Here is a 25,855-nt window from a genome sequence, read left to right as displayed (position 1 = left end):
TCCGATGCGTGCGTGGTGGGTGAGAGGTGCATTGCTGCTGTCGCTCTGGAGCCTGGGGGCGGCCGCGGACACGCTGCTGGTCGTCGGCGATAGTATCAGCGCCGCTTTGGGCCTGGAAACCAGCCAGGGTTGGGTCCGCAAGCTCGACGAGCGCCTTCGGGAGCGCGGTTTCGAACACCGGGTGATCAATGCATCGGTTAGTGGCGACACCAGTGCAGGCGGCTTGGCGCGGCTGCCGGCGCTGCTTGCAGAGCATCGCCCCGGACTGGTGATCATCGAGTTGGGCGGCAACGATGGGTTGCGCGGAATGCCGCCAGGGCAATTGCAACAGAATCTTGCGGCGATGATCGAGCGGGTGCAGGCGACAGGCGCGCGGGCCGTCCTGTTGGGGATGCGTCTGCCGCCGAACTACGGCGCACGCTATACGAAGGCTTTTTCTCAGGTCTACGTCGATCTGGCCGAGGAAAAGCAGGTGCCGCTGGTGCCGTTCTTCTTGGAGGGCGTTGGTGGCGTCGAAGGCATGATGCAGCCCGACGGCATCCACCCCTCGGTCGCCGCGCAGTCTCGTCTGCTCGAAAATGTCTGGCCGACGCTGGAGCCGCTGCTCTGAGAGCCTGTTTACGAGCTCGTTTTTAACGAGCAGGGCCGACGCGCAGCAGATCGTAGGCAGGTTCTGAGACTTTTCCGCCGAAAGCCTTTCCGCTAAGGTGGCACCCCCGCCCTGGAGCTCTCGATGCCGCGTCCCGCCTGGTCTTTATTCGCTTATCGACTGATCGAGCCGGACGAACAGTTGGACTTGTTCGCCTGTCGAGAGGTGCGCCTGCATCTGGTGGCACGCCAGCTCGAGTTGGGCGGCCACGCCGATCGAACATTGTGTGGTGGATTGTTACCGGCGCAGCCACGCTGGTTGGGGGTGGACAGGGCGCGCTTGCAGGACCGCCGGCTGTGTCCGGCCTGCCGCCAGGTTCTGGAAGCCCAGCGTCGTGGCGAAGCGCCGATGTAGCCCGATGTGGGAGTGCTCCCGGTACGTCTCGCGGCAGTGTACAATTTCGATTCCTTCACAAATCAGCCTTGCCAAGGAAATCTGGATGTTGTCGCGTGCCTTCTTCGCCTGCTCTCTGTCGCTCGCTGCGTTGTTCGCGACGGGACCCGTCGCAGCCCTGGAGCTGCCGTTGCCACCGCCGGGCGAGGACATCGTCGGTCAGATCCAGGTCATCAAGGCGAAATACGAAGACACCTTCGCCGATATCGGCCAAGCCAATGACCTGGGGTATCTGGAGATGGTCGCCGCCAACCCGGGAGTCGACCCCTGGCTGCCGGGCGAGGGCACCGAAATCATCCTGCCGACCCGTTACATCCTGCCGCCGGGGCCGCGTGAAGGCATCGTGATCAATCTGGCCGAATACCGGCTGTATTATTTCCCGAAAGGAAGGGACGTGGTTTACACCTATCCGCTGGGTATTGGTCGGGAGGGCTGGGGCTCGCCGATCGCCAATACCAAGATCACCGGTAAAACGCCGAACCCGGCCTGGTATCCGCCGAAGTCCATTCGCGAGGAGCACGCAGCGGACGGCGATCCGCTGCCGACGGTGGTGCCGCCAGGGCCGAACAACCCGCTGGGGCCGTTCAAGTTTTCCCTCGGGGTGCCCGGATACCTGATCCACGGCTCGAACAAGAAGTTCGGTATCGGCATGCGTGTCAGCCACGGTTGCTTCCGCATGCTCAACAACAACGTGCTGCAACTGGCGGCTATGGCCCCTGTTGGCACGCCCGTCAGAATCATCAACGAGCCTTATAAGTTCGGGATCAGCAACAACAAGGTTTATCTCGAGGCGCATGCTCCGCTGGACGATCAGGGGCAGCCCTCCGTCGTGGACAAGCACACGGCGGTGATCAATGCCCTGCTCAAGCGCGAGGAGTTGGCCAACAACCTGAACCTGGATTGGGAAGTGGTCCGGGAAGTGGTGGCGGCCGAGGATGGCTTGCCGGTGGAAATCGCCGTGCCCGTCTCGTCGGTCGCGAGCAGTGCTTCCGTCGAACTCTGATTGACAGGAACCAAAAGACCCGCCGCGCGGCAACGCCCGGCGGGTTTTTTATGGCCGGCCCATAAATTGACAGGCAATAAAAAAGCCGACCCGAAGGTCGGCTTCTTCAGCCCGGGGGCTATTACTTGCGGCTGGCTTTTTCCAGCATGCGCAGAGCGCGCTCGTTGGCTTCGTCAGCGGTCTGCTGAGCCTTCTGAGCAGCGGCCAGAGCTTCGTCGGCCTTGCGGTAGGCTTCGTCAGCACGAGCTTGAGCGCGGGCAGCAGCGTCTTCGGTAGCGGTCAGACGTGCTTCGGTTTCTTTGGACATGCTGCTGCAACCAGTGGCCAGAACGGCGGCCAGGGCCAGAGCAGAGAATTTCAGAACGTTGTTCATCGTGTTCCCCTTAAGGTGGACTTCCATATAAAGCAATTTCCCAAGCTTGGGAAATTAGCCGGCCTACATAGTACTCATAACTTGTAGTAAGTAAACTGACTCCATGCAAGAGAGACATCTTTTTTTAGGGTTGACGGGGAAAGGTAAGGAAGTTGTCGCTCTTTTGTATAAAAAACATCCAATTAAGTGTGTGCCGAGGGGAACTCTTAGTCCGTTCGGGGGCATGCGTGGCGGTGGAGAAGTGCAAGTAAGCCAGACGCTTTTTATCGCCGGGGGACGTTCCGGTCTCCCATCTCACCACTGGTGACTGGCCAGGTGCCAGCCTGATAAGCTGCCGTCTTCCAGCCAATCCGGATAAATCATTACAAGTTCAAGGACGCTCGCATGTCGAAGATCATCAAGTGGGGCTTGCTGATGGCTGTTGCCGTTGCCCTGTTGATCAAGTTGTCGTTGTGGTTGTCGGTTCGCAGCATCGTGAATGATGCCGTCCAGCAGCTCTCACCTTTCATGGATATCCGCTACGGCGGCATCACCTCGTCGTTCGATGGGCGGGTCGGGCTGGAAAAGATCGAGATCAACGTGCCGGCGCTCCGTGATAGCGTGCGGGTCGCCCATGCTGAACTGAAGTTCAACGGCCTGGGCGAATTGCTGCGCTTCAAGGAGCGGCTGGGCGAAGGCAAGTTTCCCGAGCAGATGGCCGTCAAGTTCAAGGGGATTGAGCTGGAGGTTCATGGGCCTTTCATGCAGCAGCTGTACGACACGCCGCCGGAGCGCAGCGTATTCACTGCCATGAGCGAGGTGGCCTGCGGCAAGGTTCGTTACATCGGTACCGGCGAATTGCTCGACATGGGCTACCGGACGTTCGAGACCGACGCCGAGTTTTCCTACCTGTTCCAGCCCGGCGCACAGAAGCTGACATTTAATATGACGGCCGACATGCGCGACATGGGGGAACTGCGGTTGAGTCTGGGGCTTTCGAACATGTCCGAGAAGCCGGGTGACTTGCGCGTTAATCCGCCGCATCTATCGAGCGTCACGTTCGAGTTGAACGACAACCAGTATCAACGCAAGGTGCAGGAGTACTGTGCAGGCAAGATGGGGCAGAGCAGCGAGGTCTACCTCAAGACGGCGGTCGAGCAGTTCGATCGCGTGTTGCGCAGCCAGCGTATCGGACTGGATCAGCCGGTCCTGGATGCCTATGCCGGTTATTTGAAGGACCCGCAGTCGCTGCGCCTGGAGCTGAATCCCAGTGAGGGCATGGCCTGGGATGGCTTGCAGTTCTTCGAGGCGAAGGATGTGCTGGGCATGTTGAGGCCGACGTTGCTGATCAACCAGCAGGTGGTCGAGCCAATCGGTTTCGCCTGGGTCGACCCGCATGCGCGCAAGCCCCAGCGGGCCGATGAGTTGGTGGTTGCCGAGCGACCGGCGGATGCGTCTCGCCCGAGCACGCCGCAATATGAATTTGTCAGCGTGGCCAGTTTGCCGGAATATGCCGGGAAGCGATTGCAGTTCATAACCTATGATGGTGCCTACTACCAGGGTGTGTTGCACAAGGTGGAGAACGGCAAGGCGTTCCTCAGTGTCCAATTCGGCACGGGATCGGCGGAGATGTTTCTTCGTCTGGAAAAGATAGATAAGGTGCGGGTGCTGTTCTGAGCACCGTTGAGGAGAAGTAATGAGCGAGGCGTTGTCCATTCACCATGACCTGGTCGGTCATCAGTTCGAGACCACCGTCGAGGGTCACCGAGCGTACCTGGCCTATATGGATCTGGGGAAACAGACGTTGGACATCTATCGCACATTCGTGCCAAACGCCTTGCGTGGGCGCGGTATCGCCGCGGCCCTGACCGAGCATGCGCTGGGGTATGCGGAGCGTATGGGGTATACCGTGATTCCGTCGTGCTCCTACGTGGAGCGTTATCTCGAGCGGCGCCAGCGTCACCTGGCCAAGAGCTGAAACGAGGTGGGAAATGAAAACGCCGGGCATTGCCCGGCGTTTTTCGTTCCGGCGAACTTAGCTGCGATGGCGCTTGGGCAGGACATCCTTGAGCTTGGCGTGCATGCCGAGCAAGGTCTTCTCGGTAGTATCCCAGTCGATGCAGGCGTCGGTAATCGATACGCCGTACTTGAGGTTGCACAGGTCCTTGGGAATCGGCTGGTTGCCCCAGCCCAGGTGACTTTCCACCATCAGGCCAACGATGGACTGGTTGCCTTCGAGAATCTGGTTGGCCACGTTGTCCATGACCAGCGGCTGAAGGGCCGGGTCCTTGTTGGAGTTGGCGTGGCTGCAATCGACCATGATGTTCGGACGGATACCGGCCTTGGTTAGCTCCTGTTCGCAGACCGCGACACTGACCGAGTCGTAGTTCGGCTTGCCGTTCCCGCCGCGCAGTACCACGTGGCCATAGGGATTGCCCTTGGTGGTGACGATGGAGACGCCGCCTTCCTGGTTGATGCCGAGGAAACGGTGCGGGCTGGAAACCGACTGCAAGGCGTTTATCGCCACGGTCAGGCTGCCATCGGTGCCGTTCTTGAATCCGACTGCGGAGGAGAGACCGGACGCCATTTCGCGGTGGGTCTGGGATTCGGTGGTGCGTGCGCCGATGGCCGACCAACTGATCAGGTCCTGCAGGTATTGCGGAGAGATCGGGTCGAGGGCTTCCGTGGCGGTCGGCAGGCCCATTTCGGCCAGGTCGCGCAGGAGCTGGCGGCCAATGTGCAGGCCATCCTGGATCTTGAACGAGTCGTCCAGGTAGGGATCGTTGATCAGGCCTTTCCAGCCCACGGTGGTCCGCGGCTTTTCGAAATACACGCGCATCACCAGGAACAGGCTGTCGGCCACTTCAGCGGCGAGGACCTTGAGGCGCTCGGCGTATTCGTGCGCTGCCTTGATGTCATGGATGGAGCAGGGGCCTACCACCACGAACAGGCGGTGGTCCTTGCCATCGAGAATGTTGCGGATCACCTCGCGGCCATGAGCCACGGTGCGGCGGGCTGCCTCGGTGAGCGGGATTTCACGCTTGAGCTGCTCCGGCGTGATCAGGGTCTCGTTGGAGGCAACGTTAAGGTCATCGATCGGTAAATCAGCCATCGTGTTACTCATCAGTCACGGGTGCCGGCCGCCAGCGCCCCGGTGCGGCGGTGCACAGCGTTCTCATGGGCGCAGCGGGGAAGCGGAACCTTAGCGCGTTAGGGGCTGGCTCGACAATGGTCCTTCAGGATAACCGGCGGAAAAAACGAAGGATCGTCCTATACCTGAGCGAAATCCGCCGCATGGCGCGAAATCCACTCTTGGGCACAGGCCTCGACGGGGATGGCTTCTCCTGTTTCCTGTTCCCGTTGTCGCCGGTATTGCTCGATGTGGCAGATCTGCTCGACCATCCGGGCGCGGAACAGGTTGTCCTCGTCGACGAAGGCGATGCCGATCAGGTAGTCCGCTTCCTGCTTGCGGCACCAGGCGACCACTCCGGCGTAGTGGGCATCGTCGCCGAGCAGGGGAATCCGCAGTTCAATCGGCGTGCCCGGCGGAAAACCGCAGGAAGAATTACAGGCTACGCCTCCAAGGCTGATATTGTGCAGGCGCTGGCTCGGCAGGAGGGTCTGCTCGCCCAGGACGAGCTCGACCGGCATCTCGGATGGGTGGCGCAAGAAACGACGCATGAACGGACCTCGTATCGGATCGAAATGACATCATCCCTGAGAAGCAGACTTCCCGAATTGGAACTGACGGACTTCGACGCCGACCACTCGCTCCTGGCGTTCCCCGGAGTTACCTTGCTGATTTTTACCAGCATAGGCTGTTCCAGCTGCCGGTGGGCGCGTCGTGAGCTGCCGGGGATGAGCCTGCCGGTCGATCGGGTGTGCTGGGTGGATGCCGGCAACAATGGCGGGTTGGTGCAGCGCTATGAGGTTTTTCATTTGCCGGCCTTATTCGCCGTCTGTGATAGTCGTTTTTTCGGCGCAGTGCATGCGCGTCTGGCCCCTGTCGATCTCACCAACGCCCTGGCCGAGGCCTTGAATCGTCCTGCAGAGGAGCTCCCTTGATGTCTGAAGTCCCGCGTCCCCGTATCGGTATCATCGGCACCGGTGCGATCGGCGGTTTTTATGGCGTGATGCTGGCCCGTGCCGGCTTCGATGTGCATTTTCTGTTGCGCAGCGAGTTCGCTCCGGTGGCCGAGCGCGGCCTTCAGCTCAACAGTGCCGTGCATGGCGCTCTGGCCCTGCACCCGGTGCAGGCCTATCGCGATGCGGTCGAGATGCCGCCCTGCGATTGGCTCCTGGTCGGCGCGAAGACCACCAGTAACGCCGCACTGGTGCCGGCCATCGTCCAAGCCGCTGCGCCGGGGGCGAAAGTAGTGCTGATGCAGAATGGCCTGGCAGTCGAAGATGCGTTACGGCCGGCTTTGCCGGACTCGCTGCATCTTCTGGGCGGCCTCTGTTTCATCTGCGTCCATCGCTCGGCACCCGGGGTGATCGAACACCAGGCGTTGGGTGCGGTCAACCTGGGATATCACTCCGGTCCGGCAGCCGATTCGGCACAGCGTCAGGCCATCGTCGAGGAAGGGGCTGCTCTGTTCCGGGCCGCTGGACTGGATTCGTCGGCCATGGCGTCGCTGGATCAGGCGCGCTGGCAGAAGCTGGTCTGGAACGTACCTTACAACGGGCTGTCGGTGTTGCTGAACGCTGGTACCACCGCCCTGATGGGTAATCCGGACAGCCGGGCCTTGATTGAGGCACTGATGGGGGAGGTGGTGCAGGGTGCCGCTGCCTGCGGTCATGCATTGCCGGAGGGGTTCGCCGGCAAGTTGCTGGCCGCGACCGACCGCATGCCGGACTATCTGCCGAGTATGTACCACGATTTCGTTCAAGCGCGGCCGATGGAACTGGAAGCCATCTATGCGGCTCCTTTGGCGGCCGCGGCGCAGTCCGGGTGCGAGTTGCCCAGGATGCGGATGCTGTTTCAGGCCCTGCGTTTCCTAGACATGCGCCAATCCAGCTGAGCGGATGCCGCAGCCTACGGCCCCGAAGTTTCTCCATGGCCGGCGAGCCTGCACGAGGGCTCGCTTGTGTCTTCCCGCACGGGGGCTCGGAGATGCGGTTGGCGAATCTGCCGTCCCCATTGTCGCAGCAGCCGCCTCTTCATCCCCGGCACTGCTAAGCTCAAGCGAGGCCCCGCCAGATGGGCAGTAGAGGAGGCCGCATGATCCGTTCCATTCTGTACGCCACCGACCTTGGTCTTTACGCGCCTTACGTTCTGCAACATGCCTTGGCTCTGGCCCAGGCATTCAAGGCAGAGCTGTATGTGATACATGCCGTCGAACCCATGGGGTTGTTCGCCGAATCGGTACTGCAGACCTACCTGGACGAAAAGACTCTCAAGGAGCTGCGTACCCAAGGGCTCGGAACTGTGATGGCGAGCATCGAGCAGCGGGTACTGGAAGGATTCCGCGACGAACTGGGGGAGGCTCAGCAGGACCTGCCTGTGATCCGCGCGGTGCGGGTGGTGCAGGGGGACCCGCCGCTGGTGATTCTCGACGAAGCGCAGAAACTCGCCGTCGATCTGTTGGTCGTAGGCAGTCATAGCCATGGCACTGCGCTCGATACGCCGCTGGGGCGTACGGCGGCGCGGCTGGTGCAGCTGTCGGAGGTTCCGGTCTATCTGGTTCCGATGTTGCAGCACCGCAGCCGCGGCGAACTCTAGATCCGCTCATCTGACGAGGCGCCTGATCGAGGCGTTGGACGCGGGTGCGTCCGAGGGGGACGAACGTCCATTCTTGCCTGTGCTTGCGTGGCTCATGCGACCTGATCGACGCATCGGCTGCCGCCTTTCGCAAGGATTGGACGAAACGACATGCAAGACTGTGGAGATAGGTCTAGTTTATGCTTTGAACCATTGAATATGGTTATAAAGAGCGTCGCGTATCGAGGCGTCGTCGACCCGCTTTCGAGGGATTTCTATGAAGCTCCAGCAATTGCGCTACATCTGGGAAGTGGCGCATCACGACCTCAATGTTTCGGCTACCGCCCAAAGTCTCTACACCTCGCAGCCGGGCATCAGCAAGCAGATCCGTCTGCTGGAGGATGAGCTGGGGGTGGAAGTGTTCGCCCGCAGCGGCAAGCACCTGACCCGCGTCACGCCGGCCGGGGAGCGGATCATCACGACGGCCGGGGAAATCCTGCGCAAGGTCGAGAGCATCAAGCAGATCGCCCAGGAATTCTCCAACGAGAAGAAAGGCACGCTGTCCATCGCCACCACCCATACCCAGGCACGTTACGCCCTGCCGCCGGTGATCAGCAGTTTCATCAAGCAATATCCCGACGTGGCTCTGCATATGCACCAGGGAACGCCGATGCAGATCGCCGAGATGGCGGCCGACGGTACCGTGGATTTCGCCATCGCCACCGAGGCGCTGGAGTTGTTCGGCGACCTGGTGATGATGCCGTGTTATCGCTGGAATCGTTGCGTGATCGTTCCACAGGGTCATCCGCTGGCGAAGTTGCCGAAGCTGACCCTGGAGGCGCTGGCCGAGCACCCGATCGTCACCTATGTGTTCGGTTTCACCGGGCGCTCGAAGCTGGACGAGGCCTTCAATCACCGGGGCCTGACGCCCAAGGTGGTATTCACCGCGGCTGATGCCGACGTGATCAAGACCTATGTGAGACTAGGGCTGGGTGTGGGAATCGTGGCCCGGATGGCGGTGGACCCTAGGCTGGATACCGACCTGGTGGTTCTGGATGCCAGTGAGCTGTTCGAGGCCAGTGTGACCAAGATCGGCTTCCGTCGCGGCACTTTCCTGCGCGGCTTCATGTGCGACTTCATCGAGAAGTTCGCCCCGCACCTGACGCGGGATGTCCTGGCCAAGGCCGTGCAGTGCCACAACAAGGCCGAGATGGACGAGCTGTTCCAGGACGTCGAACTGCCGACCTATTGATGGTCTGTCCCTGTACTGCGGGAGCGGAGGAAATCCGCTCCCGCAGGCGCATCAGCTCTTCGCTATCAGATTGCCGGCGTGCAGGCCGCATTCCTTCTGCGTGGCTTCTTCCCACCACCAGCGGCCTTCGCGCTCGTGCTGGTTGGGCAGCACCGGGCGGGTGCAGGGCTCGCAGCCGATGCTGATGAATCCGCGCTCGTGCAGCGGGTTGTAGGGGATCTCCAGCATGCGTATGTAGGCCCAGACTTCCTCGCTGGTCATCTGCGCCAGCGGATTGAACTTGTACAGCGGCTTTTCCAGCGTGGAGAACGCGGTGTCGATTTCCAGTACGGCCACCTGGCTACGGGTGCCGGGGCTCTGGTCGCGACGCTGGCCGGTGGCCCAGGCGCTCACGGTGGAGAGCTTGCGCTTGAGCGGTTCGATCTTGCGGATGCCGCAGCATTCGCCGTGGCCATCCTTGTAGAAGCTGAACAGGCCCTTTTCCTTGACCAGCGGTTCGAGCAGACGCGGATCGGGGGAGAGCACCTCGATGGCGATGCCGTAATGCTCGCGGACTTGGTCGATGAAGCGGTAGGTTTCCGGGTGCAGACGGCCGGTGTCCAGGCTGAACACCTTGACGTTCTTGTTCAGTTTCCAGGCCATGTCCACCAGCACCACGTCCTCGGCACCGCTGAAGGAAATCCACAGGTCATCGCCGAAATGTTCGAAGGCGAGCTTGAGGATGTCTTGGGGGGACTTGCTGGCGTAAGTCGCGGCGAGTTCCGCGACGTCGAAGGGATGGCTCATCAGGCAGGCTTCCTCGGTATGGCGCTGCACGCGCTCTGAGGCGCGGATGGTAGCAAAAAGGGGATATGCCTCTAAATAACGACTCGGCTCGCTTTCCTTCGTTCCGGTTATAAGCAGTCGCGTTGCGTGCCGCCAAGCGAGCCGCTAGAGTGCCGCCTCCTTCAACCTTTGTTTTCGAGGAGTGTCCCGTGGAAATCGCCTGTCTCGACCTGGAAGGCGTGTTGGTGCCCGAAATCTGGATCGCCTTCGCGGAAAAAACTGGCATCGATGCGCTCAAGGCCACCACCCGGGATATTCCCGACTATGACGTGCTGATGAAGCAGCGCCTGCGCATTCTCGACGAACATGGGTTGAAGCTGTCGGACATCCAGGCCGTGATCGCCACCCTCAAGCCTTTGGACGGCGCGGTGGAGTTTGTCGACTGGCTGCGCGAGCGCTTCCAGGTGGTCATTCTCTCCGACACCTTCTACGAGTTCTCCCAACCGCTGATGCGTCAGTTGGGCTTTCCCACGCTGCTTTGCCACAAGTTGGTGGTGGATGAGACGGATCGTGTAGTGGATTACCAGTTGCGCCAGAAGGACCCCAAGCGCCAATCAGTGATTTCGTTCAAGAGCCTGTACTACCGCGTGATTGCGGCCGGCGACTCCTACAACGACACCAGCATGCTCTCCGAGGCCCATGCGGGAATCCTGTTCCACGCGCCGGAGAACGTGATCCGCGAGTTCCCGCAGTTCCCGGCGGTGCACACCTATGCCGATCTCAAGCGCGAGTTCATCAAGGCATCGAACCGCAAGCTGGGCCTCTGAGGCTGCGACCCTATCTAGCCCGAGCGCCTGGAGCGCTCGTGGCTACAAGCGCTCCAGTGTTTCCAGCAATACCTTCACTTTGGTGATCGACTCCTGATATTCGGATCGCCAGTCCGAATCGGCGACAATGCCGCCTCCGCCCCAGCAGCAGACCTGTCCGTCCTTCACCAGCAAGGTGCGGATGGTGATAGAGCTATCCATTTCTCCCCGTACGTCCAGATAGAGCAGAGAGCCGCAATAGATCGCACGACGGGTCGGCTCCAGTTCGTCGATGATTTGCATGGCACGAATCTTCGGGGCGCCGGTGATGGAGCCGCCGGGGAAGCTGCCGGCGATCAGGTCCAGCGCATCCTTGCCGTCCGCCAGTTCACCGCTGACGCTGCTGACCAAGTGATGGACGTTGGGGTAGCTCTCCAGGGTGAACAGTTCTGGCACCCGGACCGAACCGATCCGGCAACTGCGCCCGAGGTCGTTGCGCAGCAGGTCGACGATCATCAGGTTTTCTGCGCGGTCCTTGCGGCTGCTCAGCAGGTCTTCGGCCTGTGCCTTGTCTTCCGCGGCATTGCGTCCGCGCGGGCGGGTGCCCTTGATCGGGCGGGTCTCCACATGCCCCTGGCTCAGCTGCAGGAAGCGTTCCGGCGACAGGCTGAGGATCGCGCCTCCGCCGCCCAGGGCCTGGTAGCCGGCGAACGGCGTCGGACAGGCCGCCCGCAGTGCCCGGTAAGCCAGCCAGGGATCGCCCTGGCAAGGTGCACGGAAACGCTGGGCGAAGTTCACCTGATAGCAGTCCCCGGCCTGGATGTAGGCCTGGATGCGTTCGATGGCCTGTCGGTAGCGCTCCTCGTCGATATCCGCCTGGAATGGTGCCGACAGGTGGAATGTGGCGGCATCGGATGCTTCCCGAGGTTCGGCGAAAAGCGCAAGCAGACGCTGGCGTTCGCTCTCGGCGAGCTGTGGATGGCAAACCAGTTGGCTTGTCCGGCGCTGGTGGTCGCTGACCAAGGCCCAGGCATAGACGCCGAAACAGGCGTCCGGCAGGGCGAGGTCGTCCACTGCTCGCTGTGGCATCGGCTCCAGGCGGCGGCCAAAGTCATAGGCCAGATAGCCGACCAGCCCGCCAGTGAACGGCAGTTCGTACTCGGCCGGTGCCTCGGCCGGGCCGAGCAGGGCGAGACCGCTGCGTAGGCGATCGAAAAAATCCTTGGCCGATTCGTCGGGGGCGGCTGCCAACTCAGCCAATGGCCAGGCGCTGATTAGGTCATAGCGTCCTCGCTCGGCCAGCGGTCGCCCGGCATCCAGCAACACGGCGCCTGGCGCGTGGCGGATGGCGGCGAAATAGTCGGCGGGGTCGGCTCGATAGGGCAGTGGGTGAACGAAGCAGGTCGGCATGCTGGAGGTCGGCTGTGCGCGGGAGGCGATTGTAGATCGCCGTGACTGTTCATCCTAGAGCTGTGGCGTGGGTTTACGCGAGGATAGGGCGCTGATTAGTATGAGCAGGTCCCACGGAGACACGTCTCCGTACCACAACGATAACGATGAAGGGATACAGGCCGTGGACGTAGTTTCCGATCCAGCCGCGGGCAGCTTGTTGCGCTCGAAACTCACACCTCCACAGGTTGCTGCCGACTACCTGCCCCGCCCTATGGTGCAAGCCGCCCTGGCTGCCCATCCCCACGCCCGACTCCTGCTTTTTCTTGCCCCCGCCGGTTTCGGCAAGACCACGGCGCTCGCCGCCATGGCCGAATCGCGTCGGGCGGCCGGCGATGCGGTGGCCTGGGTATCGCTCGGACCGGACGATGACGATCCTTCCCGGTTCTTCCACCAACTGATCCAGGCCCTGGAGCGGGCGATTCCGGGATTGGGCGAGGATGCCCGGCGCTATCTGCAAAACACCATGCGGGTGCCGGTGGCGGCCGTGATGGAGAGCCTGCTGGCGGACCTTGCCCAGCACGACGTGCCCTTGCTGTTGGTGCTCGACGATCTGAACCTGATCCAGGATGCCGAGCTGTTCAGCGCTCTCAATCGGCTGGTCAAGCTGGCGCCGGCGGGTTTCACCCTGGCGGTGGGTAGCCGTATCCAGCCGCCGTTGAACCTGGCTACCTGGCGCGCCAAGGGGTTGCTTCTGGAGATAGGCCCCGAGGAGCTGCGACTGACCGAAGCGGAAACCCGCGCATACCTGGATCGCTGTGGCCTGACACTGGACGAGGCATCGCTGGCGGCGCTCTACGGCCATACCGAAGGGTGGCTGGTAGGCGTTCATCTGGCCAGCCTCTGGCTGCGTCACCAGCCCCAGGCTTCCCGGCAGATGGTGGAACTGATCGGCAATCAGGCCGCCGTCGGCGAGTATTTGTTGCGCGGGGTGTTCGAGCAACTTCCCCACGACTTGCAGGAAACCCTGCTCAACCTGGGGGTGGCCAGCCAGCTCAGTGGCGACCTGGCGAATACCCTGACCGGACGGCACGACGGCCAGCAATTGCTGGAACAACTCGAAGCCATGCAGTTGTTTTTGATGCCGCTGGACCGGGAGCGGCAGTGGTACCGCTTCCATAACCTGTTCGCCGACTTTCTCCGCGCCCGGTTGAAGGACCGCGATTCGGAGCGTTTCCAGCAGCTGCATTTCAATGCCAGTCTCTGGTTCACCAACCACCATATGCAGAACCTGGCGATCCAGCATGCCTGCCTGGCGGAAGATCCGGAAATGCTCGCGGCGCTGGTGGACGGCTGTGGCCTGGAGCTGGTCAACCGCGGCCAGCTCGGTGCCATCTACCGGTGGCGTCAGAAGGTCCCGGACGCCATCGCCGAGCGTTTTCCGATCCTGGTGCTGGCCGATGTCTGGCAGCGCGCGTCCGAACTGGCGCTGCCCGAAGCCAACCGTATACTCGACGAGCTGCTGACGCGTTGGGGCGATGCCCGGGCCAACAGTCCGTTGAATGACAATTACCTGGCCGCCCTGACCGTGAAGGGCGTGATCGCCTTGCAGAAGGACGACCTGGAGCTCTGCGTCGGTCTGGCTCGCCGGGTCGAAGGGCAGTTGGGGCAGCACAGCGCCTTTCTCGAAGTGGCCGTGCTGATCATCGGTGCGCTTGCCCAGGTGATGCTGGCACAACCGGAGCAGGCCCGGCGCCTGCTGGGGTTGGCGCAGCAGCGCAATCACTTCCTCGAAGGGCGCTTCCTCGACATGCAGCTGGCCCAGGTGGAGATATTCCTGGCGCTGGAGCAGGGGGAGGTGAAGCGGGCGCAATTGCTGTTCGATCAGTTGCGTGCCCAAGTCATCCCCTGGTTCGACGAGCGTTCGCGGGCGCTGGCCCTGCCGGCCATCACCGAGTCGCTGATCGCCTACCACCAGACCCGCCTGGACGGCCTGGAAGAGCGCCTGGCCTGGGCGCTGAGCCGGGTGGACGTGATCAACCCGATCGATATCTACGCCCGCGGCATGCTGTGCCTGGCGCGTATTCAACGCATGCGCGGCAACACCAAGGAGGCATTGGCAACGCTGGTGGGCATGCAGAATCTGGCGGCGCGCAATCAGTCCTGGCGCTTCTATGTGCAGGCGGTGGGCGATGAGATCGCCCTGATCCTCCAGGAGCCGGCAGTCGATCGCGTCAAGCGGGCCGAGCAGCGGCTGAAGAGCGTGGACTGGGCCAAGCTGGCCGCCAATTACAGCCAGCGTGCCTTCAACCCGGTGCTCTGGATGCAGGGGTTGATGCGTGTCCGCTTGCAGCAGGCGCGCGGTCATTACAGTGAGGCCCTGCATGAAATTGCGCAATTGCGCGGCCTGCTACAGCCGAACTGGCACGGTTTGCAGCAGCTCCGACTCGACCTGCTGGCCGCTCTCAGCTACCAGCGTCTGGGCTATCTGGAGCGGGCGCAGTCGCTGTTGGGGCAGTGTCTGGTCGGTGCCGAGCGCGAAGGTGTGCGCAGCCTGTTCATCGAGGAGGGCGAGGCGATCCGCCTGCTCCTGCAGCAGCTCGAGGCGTCGGAGCGGCAACCGGCGCTGTTGGGCTTCATTCGCAGTCTTCTGGCGGTCTGGCCCGGCCAGGCGGCGCGACAGTCCCAGGAAGTCCTCGAAGAGGGGCTGACCGACCGCGAGCGCGAAGTCATCTGCCTGGCCGCCAAGGGCCTTTCCAACGAGGAAATCGGCCAGCAGCTTGCGCTGGCGTTGGGAACGGTCAAGTGGCATCTGCATAACATCTACGAAAAGCTCAAGGTGCGTAACCGGACGCAAGCCATCCGGCGTGCCCGCGAGCTGAGTCTGCTGCAATGAGCGTTCAGTCTTCTGCTCCGTTTCGTCGTGTCCCCTTGTTGCGCACCAAGCTGTTCCCGGCGGAGGCCAGCGGGCGTCCGTTGTTGCCCAGGGGCGCGCTGATCGAGCGATTGTTCAACGAACGCGACCGCCGCCTGTTGGTGTTGAGCGCGCCGGCCGGCTACGGCAAGAGCACGGTGCTCGCCCAATTTCGTTTGCGCTTGCAGGGTGCGGGAGCGCAGGTGGCCTGGTTGTCTTGCGACGAGAGCGACAGCGAGCCGCAGCGCTTGCTGCAATACGTGGTGGCGGCCATCGAAGCGGTGGTTCCGGGCTTCGGCAGCAGTACCAGCGCCATGCTCCAGGGTGACGTGAGCTGGCCGGTGGAGGCAGTGATCGATTCCTTCCTGGCCGATCTCAAACGGCTGGAGAGCGAGCTGTACCTGGTGTTCGACGACTTCCACCGCATCCGCCACCCGGCGCTCGGCCAGGCAACGCGTTATCTGGTGGAGCATTTGCCGACCAACGTTCACCTGGTCACCAGCACGCGCTACCAGCCGCGTTTTCTCGTCGATGAACCCTGGGCTTTCTGGCTGAAGGGCGAGGACCTGCGCCTGACCCGCGAAGAAACCGAAGCCTATTTCCGCGACATCAAGCAACTGCCGTTGAGCGAATCCGAGCTGGACCAACTCCAGGCGCGCACCGAGGGCTGGATCACCGCGCTGCACCTTGCCTCTTTGGCCATGGCCCGTCACCCGGACCGGGCTGCGTTTCTCGCCGGCCTGTCCGGTACCGAGCGAAACATTGCCGACTACCTTGCCGAAGATGTGCTCGACAGCCTGCCGGAGCCGCTGCAGCAGTTCCTCGACCAGACCTCGGTGCTGGATGAGTTTTGCGCCGACCTGTGCAACGCACTCACCGGTCGCCGCGATGGCCTGGACATGCTGATGCGCCTGCAGGGCGAGCAATTGTTCGTGATCCCGCTGGACGACCAGGGCGAGTGGTTTCGCTACCACCACCTGTTCGCCGAGTTTCTCCAGGGACGGCTGGCCCGTCGCGGCGACAGCAGCGCGCTGCTGCATGCCGCAGCGCGCTGGTGTGAGAGCCGCGACCTGCCGGAGCGGGCGATCCGCTATTCGTTGCGTGCCCGGGATTACCGGTTCGCCGCCGAGTTGCTGGAGCGTCAGGGGGCTCACCTGATCGCCGGCAACCGGGTGTACAGTATCCTCGCCATGCTCAAGGGCGTGCCTGCCGAGGTGATTCAGGAACATCCGGTGTTCCAGATTTTCTATGCCTGGCAACTGGCGTTCGAGCAGAAATTCGCCGAGGCCGAGGCATTGATCGAGGAAGTGAGCACGCGGCTTCTGCAAGGGCGCGGTACCGTTCTTCACTTCGGGTTGGCCGAGCTGCTGGCGGCGGTGCAGGTGCTCAAGGCGTTGGTGCTGCTCTATCAGGACAAGCTGGAGAGCTGCCTCAAGGTTGCCCGGCACTGGCTGAGCATCGCGCCGGACAACCAGCCGGTTTTCCGTGCCAGCCTGGCCTGCGTACAGGCGGCGGCGCATGCCTTGCTCGGCGATTTCGGCGACGCCGAGAAGGCCATTGCCACCGCGCGCCACTGCCTGCGCCAGGTGGACAGCGAATACCTGCACGCGATGACCAGCCTGATCGAAGCGCTGATCTGTAAGGAACGGGGCGATCTCGAGCGCGGACGCTCCATCGCTGAGCTGGCGCGAAACCGGGTCGAGCGTGTGTTTGGCCGGCGCAGCCGGGTCGGTGGCCCCTTGGCGCTGGCCTATGCCGATCTGCTCTACGAGCAGGATCGCCATGCCGCGATCCTCGCCGAGTTGCCTTTGGCGACCACTTGGCGTGACGTGGCGACCCCAGTGGAGTTGATCAGCCGGGGCCATCTGGTCATGGCGCGGGCGCGTTTCTTCGCCGGCGAACCGGAGCAGGGCCTGGCCCAGTTGGACGAGTGGCTGGCCGGTCTGCAGGGGCCCGGCTACGAACGGGTCTTCGCCCTGGGCATGAGTTGCAAGGTGCAGTTCCTGCTCTGGATGCGGCGACCGAACGAGGCCGAGCGCATTTGCCTGCAACTGGAACGTCATCTCGCCGGTCTTTCGGTAGGGCGCTATCCCGATGCGCATGCCGCGCAGGTGCTGGCGGAGGCCCGGTTGGCCTTGAGCGAGCGGCGTGCCGACAAGGCGCAGGCCATGCTGGAGGCCTGCGTGAGCAAACAGGCGGCGGAAGTACAGCGCGACCGGCGTTTGCGCCTGTCCTTGTTACTCTCTGTAGCGTATTGGCGGCGCGGTAACAGCGAAAAAGCCTTCGCCCTGTTCCAGTCCACATTGGAAGACGCCTGGGCCAGCGGCTATCGGCGCCTGTTCCTGGACGACGCACTATGGCTGCTGCCGCTCTGGGATGCTTGGCGCGCTGCCGAACCCAGGCGTGCGGGAACCTGGCAGGGTGTCGCGGAAATGCTTCGCGAGCAGTGCCGGCGGCTCGCCGTAGACCCGGATACATTCGAAGAAAATCAAGACGTTAGTCATCGTGAGCGGGAGATCCTGAGGTTCGTGGCGGCGGGGTTGTCGAACCGCGACATCGCCCAGGCGGTGCATCTCTCGGAAGCCACCATCAAGTGGCACCTGCACAACCTGTTCGCCAAGTTGGGAGTACGCAGCCGCACGCAAGCGGTCTTGAAGGGGAAAAGCCTCGGCTTGCTCAGCGAGGCCTGAAATAAAGCCTCCGCAGCGCTGCCGTTCCGCTCCATCCGTTGGATGGGCTGGCAGGCAAGAGGGTGGCCAGTAGCTTGTTCACAGGACGCGAAGCCAGGGGCTTCACGAATCCATGTCCGACGCGACTAGGGAAGCAGCGTCGGGCCTGGAGATCGGCGCAAGCCGGTCCCACTGCCGGAGACAGGAGTCTGCGGCGGCACCCCGGGGTAACCCACCTGTGATCTTTTGGAGATAAGAAGAATGAAAAGATTCAACCAACTGGCGCTTGCTGCTCTGCTGACCGCTCCGCTCCTGGCCCAGGCCGATCTGAAGGCGATGGACGATTCCGCGCTGGCCGGCGTAACCGGTCAGGACGGCATCAGCATTTCCGGTAGTTTCAACGGCTCCATCGGCAGCATCGTCTACACCGACGGCGATACCAACGGCGGCTCGCTGCGCATGGAAACCGTGTCCTTCGACGGCTTCGACATTTCCGACGACAACCCGCTGATGGTCGATGTGGTCACCAATAGCGGCGGCACCCAGCAGCTGCAGATCAGCCTGCCGGAGATGACCGGCCAACTGGAAGTCGGCGCCATCAAGGTGGGTAACAGCAGCGCCGCCAGCCTGGGCTCCCTGGCCATCAACGACCTGAACATGGCCGGCAGTACCGTCAAGGTCTGGGGTCACTGAGTTCGGTTGCCCGACCGGAAAACCCCGCCGGGTCGGCGGGGTTTCTCCCCGGCGGGCGGGATCTGGGCGGACGGTATGATCGAAATTCTTGTGGGCAGCCTGATCGGTGTGTTCGGTTTCACCGAGGCGGTGGAAACCAAGCCGCAACAGCAAGGCACGGTGAACATTACCCAGGCGCTGAACGGGACCGTCCCGGTGCGCGAGTCGGTGGTGCTGGAGCCGATGAGCCAGCTGCAGTTCCGCAATGTGATCCGCCAGGCCTACGACTACAGCTGCGGTTCGGCGGCACTGACCACCATGCTCGACTACTACCTGGGCCGCAATCTCGAAGAGCGCCAGGTGATGGAAGGGCTGCTGCGTTTCGGCGAAGCGGAAAAGATCGTCGAGCGGCGGGGCTTTTCGCTGTTGGACATGAAGCGCTTCGTGGCCGCCCTCGGCTATGAGAGCGGTGGATTTCGCGCCGACTTCTCGGACCTGGATGCCCTGGAGCATCCGGCCATCGTGCCGATCGAGTACGCCGGGTTCAAACACTTCGTCGTGGTCCGGGACGTCTACAACGACCACGTGTTCGTGGCCGATCCTGCGCTGGGCAACATCAGTTTCACCCGGACCCGCTTCGAGGAGATCTGGGACCAGAACGTGCTGTTCGCCATTTTTCCCGGCGGGCAGGCGCCGCACAACGCCTTGCAACTGACCGAGCGCGACCTGCGTCTGGTAGACGATCGTACGGTCAGCCTGCTGGCTTTCCGGGAGTTTCCCGAAATCGCCAAGTTCACCTCGGAGCAGGCCACCGAGCTGGGCTCAGAAGGCGACATCCAGTACATCCGCCGCAAGTAAACGTCTGCTGCACGAAGCCCGACAACAATAACGAGATGGGGATAGCGTCATGGGAGTGAGGGGGTACGCATGGCTGGCCATGCTGACGCTTCTGGCCGCCGGGCCGGTGATGGCCGATGAGCCTTCCGTCGAGGATGCCCGTGAGGCATTGAGCAAGAAAGAGGACGATGCCGACAGCACCAAGGCCCTGGAGGAAGTCTTCCAGGCGGCGGAGAAGAGCTACACCCTGCTGAAGAAGGGCGAGCGCACGCTGACCTACGGCTTCGACTATTCCCTGACCCGCGACACCCTGATCGAGACGGTTCGCACCGGCAACAACGTCTACAGCGTGATCGGCCAGAGCGAGGCCCAGCACACCTTTACCAACTCGTTCACCTTCGACTATGGCGTCTGGGACAACCTGACTTTCAGCGTGCGCCTGCCGTTCGTGGCCAAGTACGACACCGAACGCGACCTCAACGTCTACAGCCTCGGCGACGTCTCCGCCTCGCTGCGCTGGCAGCCCTGGGCTTCGCTGCGCGGTCGTCCGGTGACCACGCTCTACGCGACCCTCGGTCTGCCCACCGGGGAGAGCCCCTACGACATCAACAGCGATACCGATCTCTCCACTGGCAACGGCTACTACAGCCTCGGTTTCGGCGCCAACATGTCCTATGTGATCGATCCGGTCGTGCTGTTCGGCTCGCTGGGCTACGCCTACAACCTGCCGATCCACGGCATCCACCAGGTCCGCGGCGGACGCCTGCTGGAAGGGGTCGATCCGGGCTCGACCTTCAACTTCAGCATGGGCTTCGCCTATGCGTTGTCTTACGACGTTTCGCTGGCGGCCTCCTACCAGATGGCGCATTCCCTGGCACCGGAGTTCAAGTTTTCCGACGTCACGCTGGAAGGGCGCGAGCAGACCAGTTCGGTCATGAACTTCTCCCTCGGCCTGCGCACTTCGCCGGAACATATCGTCAACATCAACGCCGGCTTCGGCATGACGGAAGACTCTCCCGACGTGTTGCTGGGGCTTTCCATGCCCCTGGACATCAAAGGCCTGAAGGCCCCCTGACAGCGAGCGATCACTATGATCATGCGTATTTCGCCGCTCGCGCGGGCGATTTCCGGGATAGCTCTGCTCTGGGCCGGCGCCGCCAACGCCCAGCTGGCACAGAACCTGACCATCGGCAACCCCAAGGCCATGGCCCTGGGTAACGCGATCACCGCCGACTCCAGCGGTATCGATGCCGTGCACTACAACCCGGCGGCCTTGACCAAGCTCAAGGGGCGCCAGACCGTCGTCAAGTTCATCACCGGCATGATGGATATCCGTGCCGACTTCGATGCGCCGCCGGACTACGGCAGCAGCTTCTTCGGCCTGAAGGACGATCCGGTGGCCAACAGCTCCAGCCGGACGACCACGGCGGCCATGTACCTGCCCGGCCTGGGCGGGGCGATGGAAGTCCCGCTGCTGTTCGCGCCTTTGGCGGGCCTGTCGATCAATCCGCCGGGGTCGAAATTCACCTTCGCCACCAACGTCTATACGCCTCAGGCCCTGGGCTTCACCCGCGACTCCGACGACCCGGCTCGCTACCAGGGCCGGGAAGTGGTGCTGCAACGGCTGACCTATTTCTCGCCATCGATCGGCTATCAGGTCAACGACGAGCTGTCGGTGGGGCTGTCGATCGGTTTTTCCCACCAAGCCATGGCCATCAACCAGGATTTCCGCGCACCCAACGTCCTGACCGGCCTGACCGGTGCCGCTCAGGATGCGCTCTGTACGGTCGACGGCAACCCGTTCGAGGTACTGCTGAACATCTGCGGCGGCGACCTCGGTCCGTTCACCGACATCGCCAACATCGATATCGACATGCAGCAGACCCTGTCGCCGACCTGGAACATCGGCTTTCTTTGGGAGCCGACCGACTGGTTCGCCTGGGGTGCGGTGTACCAAAGCGAGGCGAAGATGCACCTGCAAGGCAAGTACCGGGTCGATTATTCCCAAGACTGGCAAGGCTTCTGGCGGGGCTTGGACAGTTCGCTGATCGGCGTGATCTTCAGCAGCATCACTCCGGACGGCGTATTCGACGAAGAAGAGGGCAATGTGTCCCTGGACCTGACCTACCCAGCGCACTTTGCCACGGGGATCAAGATCAAGCCGCATCCGAAATGGCAGATCAACTTCGATCTCAAGTGGACCGATTACGATGCCTGGGACAAGTTCGAGCTGGAGTTCGACCGCGAACTGGACGTGCTGCGGATCGCCAAGCTGTTTTCGCCGAACAACGCCACTTCGCACAGCATCATTCTCGACCGCAACTACGAGTCGGTATGGAGCTGGGCGTTGGGTGTCCAGTACGAGGTCAACGACCGCCTGAGCCTGCGTTTCGGCTACGAGCCACGCCGTTCGGCGATCCCGGGCAATGCCGCCGATGTCCTGGCGCCGCTCGGCGAGGCCACGTTGTACGGTCTTGGCGCGGGCTATCGCTGGGACAAGGACACGGTGATCGACGTCGGCTTCAATTATCTGGTCAGCAAGCAGGACATCCCAGCCCGCTCGAGCTGCAACGTCAACTGTTCGAACCTGGACAGCATGGTCTACAACCCGTACGCCGACCTGGACATCGAAACCACGGTCAAGGCCTACGTGTTCGCGTTGACCTACCAGACCGCTTTCTGAGGCCTTCCATGCGCGTTCTTACTCTCGGTCTCGCTCTTTTACTCAGCCTGCCGGTCCAGGCCGCTGGCGGGCGTTACCTGACCTGGATCGATGACCAGGGGCGACTGCACAATACCTTCGTCGATTCGCGTTATGCCGAGCAGCAGCGCCAGGCCCAGCAGCGGATCCTCCGCAGCGACCAGGCGCGCCAGGGCGACGAGCAAGGCACCCGCTGGCCCGGCAGCCAGAACAGCGGCGAGCAGAAGCGCCGGTATTTCACCTGGGTGGATGCCAACGGCAACCTGCAGAACAGCTTCTACGCCGGCGGTCAGGCCGGCGACGGCCGGCCTGACATCCGGCTGCCCAATGGCCAGAGTTCAGGCGAATACATCGACGCCGACGTTCTGGAGGGGAGGGGATTCGTCCGTAGCGAGCATGGCAACCCCTATTACACCTGGGTCGATGAGCAGGGCCGAATGCGTAACTCCCCTGTGCCGAGGGAGCGCGTCGCCGAGGAGGCTCCAACGCAGCAGGCCCGTTTCAGTGAAGGGCGCGAGGTAGCGTTCGAGCGACGCGTGCCAGTGCTGCCGGGGTTGGATGGCCAGCCGACGGAGGCGATGAAGGCGCTCCTGCAGGGCAGCAAAGAGCAGCAACAGAGCCTTTATCAGAGCCTGGTGGATCGCTGCTGTGCCCAACTGCCGGAGGACGCGTTCACCGACCTGTCGGTGGATCAGCCGCGTTACGAGGAGCTGAATCGCTATTCGCCGAGCTTCGATTTCCCAATGGGGCGTAGTTACTACGCGGCCCTCCGGTTGCCACGCTCGCATCGGGTCTACGGCTTGCGGGTGCGCAGTTTCGCCAATAAACAGGTGGTCTATCCGTCGCTGCTGTTCCTCGACGAGGCGAAGCGCCCGACCCGCCTGGTCAGCGATGCGGTCTACCAGTTGCACGGCGAGACCTGGTATCGCTATGCGTTCATCGAAGGGACGATTCCGGTTCGGGCGGCGGAGGGGGAGCGTTACGTGCTGCTGCTGACTACCGACGAGGACCGTACTCTACAGACCCTGGACAACAAGCCGTTCAAACGCCCCTTGCAGGCGCTGCCGGTGAACGAGATGGGGATGCAGGTGCACGCCCATGGCAACGAAGGCGGCTTCGAGCTGGCGATCGTGCGATAGGGGGATGATTGCCCTGGGGCACTCGCTGAGCTGCCTTGGGTGAATGAATTCGCCCCTACGGGATCGAGGGGGCGAATCCTTGGTGGTGCGACTCAGCTTTCTGCCGGGTGCACGTGGCCGAACAGTTGCTGGGAGAAGCGCACGCGCTCCTCGACACTTTCCTTGATGCCTTTTTTCTTCAGCTCTTCCAGGCGCGCTTCCACGGCATGGGTGCGGTGCACCAGGCCGCAGTCGTTGGCGATCTGGATGTTCAGGCCGGGGCGGGCGTTGAGTTCCAGGATCAGCGGTCCCTTGTCCTGGTCCAGCACCATGTCCACACCGATGTAGCCAAGGCCGCACAGCTCGTAGCAGCCAGCGGCCAGCTTCATGAAGCCGTCCCAGTTCGGCAGTTGCACACCGTCCACCGCGTTGTTGGTGTCCGGGTGCTTGACGATCTTGTTGTTCAGCCAGGTGCCGCGCAGGGTCACGCCCGTGGCCAGGTCGACCCCGACGCCGATGGCACCCTGGTGCAGGTTGGCCTTGCCGTTGGACTGCCGGGTCGGCAAGCGCAGCATGGCCATCACCGGATAGCCCATCAGCACGATGATGCGGATGTCCGGCACGCCTTCGTAGCTGATGCTCTTGAAGATCTGGTCCGGCGTGACCCGGTATTCGATCAGCGCGCGGTCGCGGTGGCCGCCGAGGGAGTAAAGGCCGGTAAGGATGCTGGAAATCTGATGCTCCAGCTCCTCATGGGTGACGATCTTGCCGGATACCGTCTTGTAGCGGCCCTCGAAACGATCGGCGATCACCGTAATGCCATCACCGCCGGCGCCTTGCGCCGGCTTGATCACGAAGTCGTTGTGCTCACCGATGATCTCGTTGAGCTTGTCGATCTCTTTTTCCGTCTCGATGATCCCGTACAGTTCGGGCACATGGATACCGGCATCGATCGCGCGCTGCTTGGTAATGATCTTGTCGTCGACGATGGGATACAGGCTGCGCTTGTTGTACTTCAGCACGTAGTCCGCATTGCGCCGGTTGATGCCCATGATGCCTTTCGCTTCGAGGGCCTTCCACGTCTTGATCAGACCGAACATGGCTTAGTCCTTGAGAAAGGCTTTGAAGCGGAACAGCTCCGTCAGGCGGTAGCCGCGGTAGCGACCCATCGCCAGCATGAAGCCCACCAGCACCAGCAGCACAGCCGGAAAGGTGAAGACGAAGTAGGTCAGTTCCGGCACGTTCATCAACACGTGCGCCAGGGAGGCGGCAATGATGGTGCCCACGCCGACCTTCATCGCATGGCCGCCACCGCGTTCCTCCCAGGTGATCGACAGGCGTTCGATGGTCATGGTCAGGATCACCATCGGGAACAGCGCCACGGACAGGCCGCGCTCCAGACCCAGCTTGTGGCTGAGCAGGCTGATCACGGCGATGAGTACGACCACGAAGGTCAGCACCACCGAGAGTCGCGGCAGCATCTGCAGCTTCAGGTGCTCGAGATACGAGCGCAGCGACAGGCCTAGGGCGGTGATCAGGGTGAACAGCACGATACCGAAGCCGAGCTGGGTCTCTCGGAAGGCGAGGGCGATCAGCACCGGGGTGAAGGTGCCGAGGGTCTGGATGCCGATCAGGTTGCGCAGCACCAGGATCACCAGCACGCCGATCGGGATCATGATCATGATCTGGTAGGTCTGCTGGGTGGAGAGCGGCAGGCCGTACAGCGAGTATTCGAGAAAGTCGACGTCGGTATTTTCGTCGGTCAGCTTGGCCAGGCGGATGGCATTCATCTCGCTGTTGTTCAGGGTGAAGCTGACCTGGGCCTGCTTGCCGCCCTCGACGGCCACCAGCGGGTCGTCGCCGATCCACCACATCAGACGGTCCGCAGGCATGCCTTGCTCCCCGGTTTCGGGGTTGAAGTACAGCCACTTGTCGCCATTGAAGCTACGCAGCCAGAGCTCGGGGCTCTGCGGCTGGTCGCCGATCAGGCGGATGGTGTGGACGCGCTCCATCGGCACGTGGGCGATGGATAGCAGCAGCTCGATGATGCGGGCCTTGTTCGGCGTCGAGGCATCGCCGGCCATCAGCAGCTTCACGTTGTCGTCGTTGACGTTGTTGACCCGCTTGATGGTTTCGCCGATGAAAGTCTCCACGTCGGCCGAGTGCTGGCGGATGGGTGCCAGCAGCGCTTCCGCCGCGATCTTTTCCGCGCCTTCGACGGGGATGCTGTCACGGAAGATCGGGCCCTTGGGCTTCGCCTGCTCGCCGCTGTAGCGCTTGGTCAGCACCAGGCGGTAGTAGAGGGTCTGCTTGCCGCTGGCGCGGCGGGCCGACCAGGTCACCCGGCGGTTGCCGTCGACCCGGTTGACGCTGACGCCGTAGTTGTTGGAGATGAAGCTCTCGTTAAGGCTGACGTAGTCCTGGTTCAGCGGCGGGACGAACATCTGCACCTTGACCGGCTCGCGAGGGTTGGCCTGGAACTCGACCTTGGCGTCGATGTTCCAGAGATCGTCGGTTTCGTCTTCCGTCACCGGGATACCGAGGATGAAGATCTGATAGGCCGTGATCAGAACGCCAAGGGTCACCAGCAAGGTGATCAGGACTTTCAGATGCAGGTTGAGAGAGCGCATGTGT

Annotated in this window: 24 protein-coding genes; 17 read left to right on the top strand and 7 right to left on the bottom strand. The window is 62.4% G+C overall.

Annotated elements, in window-relative coordinates; all coding sequences use genetic code 11:
• The first annotated feature begins 4 nt into the window (after positions 1 to 4).
• From BZL41_RS07000 to BZL41_RS06990, 3 genes are all read left to right on the top strand, one after another.
• Positions 5 to 610, top strand: coding sequence for an arylesterase (locus BZL41_RS07000; protein ID WP_174706138.1), 606 nt, complete (start codon positions 5 to 7; stop codon positions 608 to 610).
• Between the two features lie 123 nt (positions 611 to 733).
• Complete coding sequence (locus BZL41_RS06995) at positions 734 to 1,003, top strand: hypothetical protein (protein WP_095598617.1); 270 nt, start codon at positions 734 to 736, stop codon at positions 1,001 to 1,003.
• 85 nt (positions 1,004 to 1,088) lie between these two features.
• Entirely contained in the window at positions 1,089 to 2,045 is a 957-nt protein-coding gene (locus tag BZL41_RS06990; protein WP_095598616.1) for a L,D-transpeptidase family protein, read from the top strand.
• 121 nt (positions 2,046 to 2,166) lie between these two features.
• On the opposite strand, the gene oprI is transcribed toward BZL41_RS06990, so the two are convergent.
• Positions 2,167 to 2,418 carry an outer membrane lipoprotei OprI gene (gene oprI, locus BZL41_RS06985; protein ID WP_003239826.1) on the bottom strand — a complete coding sequence of 84 codons (252 nt, stop codon included), beginning with the start codon at positions 2,416 to 2,418 and terminating at the stop codon, positions 2,167 to 2,169.
• A gap of 384 nt (positions 2,419 to 2,802) precedes the next feature.
• On the opposite strand from oprI, the gene BZL41_RS06980 reads away from it, so the two are divergent.
• Together BZL41_RS06980 and BZL41_RS06975 are read left to right on the top strand one after the other, a co-directional pair.
• A complete protein-coding gene (locus BZL41_RS06980) occupies positions 2,803 to 4,074 on the top strand; it encodes a hypothetical protein (protein WP_095598615.1) in 1,272 nt (423 codons plus the stop codon).
• A 19-nt stretch (positions 4,075 to 4,093) separates the two neighbouring features.
• The gene (locus BZL41_RS06975; protein WP_084333750.1) at positions 4,094 to 4,375 is read left to right on the top strand and encodes a GNAT family N-acetyltransferase; all 282 of its coding nucleotides are present in this window, start codon (positions 4,094 to 4,096) and stop codon (positions 4,373 to 4,375) included.
• A 57-nt stretch (positions 4,376 to 4,432) separates the two neighbouring features.
• Here the strand turns inward: BZL41_RS06975 and BZL41_RS06970 are convergent, their stop codons facing one another.
• On the bottom strand, positions 4,433 to 5,509 hold the full coding sequence (locus tag BZL41_RS06970; protein WP_095598614.1) for a 3-deoxy-7-phosphoheptulonate synthase: 1,077 nt from the start codon (positions 5,507 to 5,509) through the stop codon (positions 4,433 to 4,435).
• A 158-nt stretch (positions 5,510 to 5,667) separates the two neighbouring features.
• Positions 5,668 to 6,078 (bottom strand): PilZ domain-containing protein, encoded by a 411-nt coding sequence (locus tag BZL41_RS06965; protein WP_095598613.1) that lies wholly within the window; start codon positions 6,076 to 6,078, stop codon positions 5,668 to 5,670.
• A 24-nt stretch (positions 6,079 to 6,102) separates the two neighbouring features.
• Between BZL41_RS06965 and BZL41_RS06960 the strand changes: the two genes are divergently transcribed.
• The 4 genes from BZL41_RS06960 to cysB all read left to right on the top strand — a co-directional run bounded on the left by BZL41_RS06960 (position 6,103) and on the right by cysB (position 9,350).
• Positions 6,103 to 6,462, top strand: a complete 360-nt coding sequence (locus BZL41_RS06960) for a thioredoxin (protein WP_095598612.1) — start codon at positions 6,103 to 6,105, stop codon at positions 6,460 to 6,462.
• Complete coding sequence (locus tag BZL41_RS06955) at positions 6,462 to 7,418, top strand: putative 2-dehydropantoate 2-reductase (protein ID WP_095598611.1); 957 nt, start codon at positions 6,462 to 6,464, stop codon at positions 7,416 to 7,418. The genes BZL41_RS06960 and BZL41_RS06955 overlap by 1 nt, the downstream gene beginning before the upstream one ends.
• Positions 7,419 to 7,618: 200 nt before the next feature.
• Positions 7,619 to 8,119, top strand: a complete 501-nt coding sequence (locus tag BZL41_RS06950; protein WP_095598610.1) for a universal stress protein — start codon at positions 7,619 to 7,621, stop codon at positions 8,117 to 8,119.
• 256 nt (positions 8,120 to 8,375) lie between these two features.
• Positions 8,376 to 9,350 carry an HTH-type transcriptional regulator CysB gene (gene cysB, locus BZL41_RS06945; RefSeq protein WP_095598609.1) on the top strand — a complete coding sequence of 325 codons (975 nt, stop codon included), beginning with the start codon at positions 8,376 to 8,378 and terminating at the stop codon, positions 9,348 to 9,350.
• Between the two features lie 51 nt (positions 9,351 to 9,401).
• Here the strand turns inward: cysB and BZL41_RS06940 are convergent, their stop codons facing one another.
• Entirely contained in the window at positions 9,402 to 10,136 is a 735-nt protein-coding gene (locus BZL41_RS06940; RefSeq protein WP_095598608.1) for a phosphoadenylyl-sulfate reductase, read from the bottom strand.
• 188 nt (positions 10,137 to 10,324) lie between these two features.
• On the opposite strand from BZL41_RS06940, the gene thrH reads away from it, so the two are divergent.
• Positions 10,325 to 10,942, top strand: coding sequence for a bifunctional phosphoserine phosphatase/homoserine phosphotransferase ThrH (gene thrH, locus BZL41_RS06935; protein WP_095598607.1), 618 nt, complete (start codon positions 10,325 to 10,327; stop codon positions 10,940 to 10,942).
• A 42-nt stretch (positions 10,943 to 10,984) separates the two neighbouring features.
• On the opposite strand, the gene pabB is transcribed toward thrH, so the two are convergent.
• On the bottom strand, positions 10,985 to 12,331 hold the full coding sequence (pabB, locus tag BZL41_RS06930; RefSeq protein WP_095598606.1) for an aminodeoxychorismate synthase component I: 1,347 nt from the start codon (positions 12,329 to 12,331) through the stop codon (positions 10,985 to 10,987).
• A 163-nt stretch (positions 12,332 to 12,494) separates the two neighbouring features.
• Between pabB and BZL41_RS06925 the strand changes: the two genes are divergently transcribed.
• The 7 genes from BZL41_RS06925 to BZL41_RS06895 all read left to right on the top strand — a co-directional run bounded on the left by BZL41_RS06925 (position 12,495) and on the right by BZL41_RS06895 (position 23,242).
• Positions 12,495 to 15,206 carry a LuxR C-terminal-related transcriptional regulator gene (locus BZL41_RS06925; protein ID WP_256578092.1) on the top strand — a complete coding sequence of 904 codons (2,712 nt, stop codon included), beginning with the start codon at positions 12,495 to 12,497 and terminating at the stop codon, positions 15,204 to 15,206.
• Positions 15,203 to 17,914: a helix-turn-helix transcriptional regulator gene (locus tag BZL41_RS06920; protein WP_095598605.1), complete on the top strand. Its 2,712-nt coding sequence runs from the start codon at positions 15,203 to 15,205 to the stop codon at positions 17,912 to 17,914. The genes BZL41_RS06925 and BZL41_RS06920 overlap by 4 nt, the downstream gene beginning before the upstream one ends.
• 240 nt (positions 17,915 to 18,154) lie before the next feature.
• Positions 18,155 to 18,586, top strand: a complete 432-nt coding sequence (locus BZL41_RS06915; protein ID WP_095598604.1) for a DUF6160 family protein — start codon at positions 18,155 to 18,157, stop codon at positions 18,584 to 18,586.
• Positions 18,587 to 18,661: 75 nt separating this feature from the next.
• Positions 18,662 to 19,423, top strand: a complete 762-nt coding sequence (locus tag BZL41_RS06910) for a C39 family peptidase (RefSeq protein WP_095598603.1) — start codon at positions 18,662 to 18,664, stop codon at positions 19,421 to 19,423.
• 49 nt (positions 19,424 to 19,472) lie between these two features.
• Positions 19,473 to 20,477 carry a transporter gene (locus BZL41_RS06905; protein WP_095598602.1) on the top strand — a complete coding sequence of 335 codons (1,005 nt, stop codon included), beginning with the start codon at positions 19,473 to 19,475 and terminating at the stop codon, positions 20,475 to 20,477.
• 15 nt (positions 20,478 to 20,492) lie between these two features.
• Complete coding sequence (locus BZL41_RS06900; protein WP_090257137.1) at positions 20,493 to 22,085, top strand: outer membrane protein transport protein; 1,593 nt, start codon at positions 20,493 to 20,495, stop codon at positions 22,083 to 22,085.
• A gap of 8 nt (positions 22,086 to 22,093) precedes the next feature.
• On the top strand, positions 22,094 to 23,242 hold the full coding sequence (locus BZL41_RS06895; protein WP_095598601.1) for a MalM family protein: 1,149 nt from the start codon (positions 22,094 to 22,096) through the stop codon (positions 23,240 to 23,242).
• Between the two features lie 92 nt (positions 23,243 to 23,334).
• On the opposite strand, the gene BZL41_RS06890 is transcribed toward BZL41_RS06895, so the two are convergent.
• Positions 23,335 to 24,321 carry an alpha-L-glutamate ligase-like protein gene (locus BZL41_RS06890; RefSeq protein ID WP_095598600.1) on the bottom strand — a complete coding sequence of 329 codons (987 nt, stop codon included), beginning with the start codon at positions 24,319 to 24,321 and terminating at the stop codon, positions 23,335 to 23,337.
• Between the two features lie 3 nt (positions 24,322 to 24,324).
• Positions 24,325 to 25,851, bottom strand: coding sequence for an inactive transglutaminase family protein (locus BZL41_RS06885; protein ID WP_095598599.1), 1,527 nt, complete (start codon positions 25,849 to 25,851; stop codon positions 24,325 to 24,327).
• Positions 25,852 to 25,855: the final 4 nt, after the last annotated feature.

Source organism: Pseudomonas sp. PIC25 (assembly GCF_002286785.1).
Classification (GTDB): Bacteria; Pseudomonadota; Gammaproteobacteria; order Pseudomonadales; family Pseudomonadaceae; genus Pseudomonas_M.
Note: the sequence above shows the minus strand (reverse complement) of the source record. Positions and strands in the feature narration are given on the sequence as shown.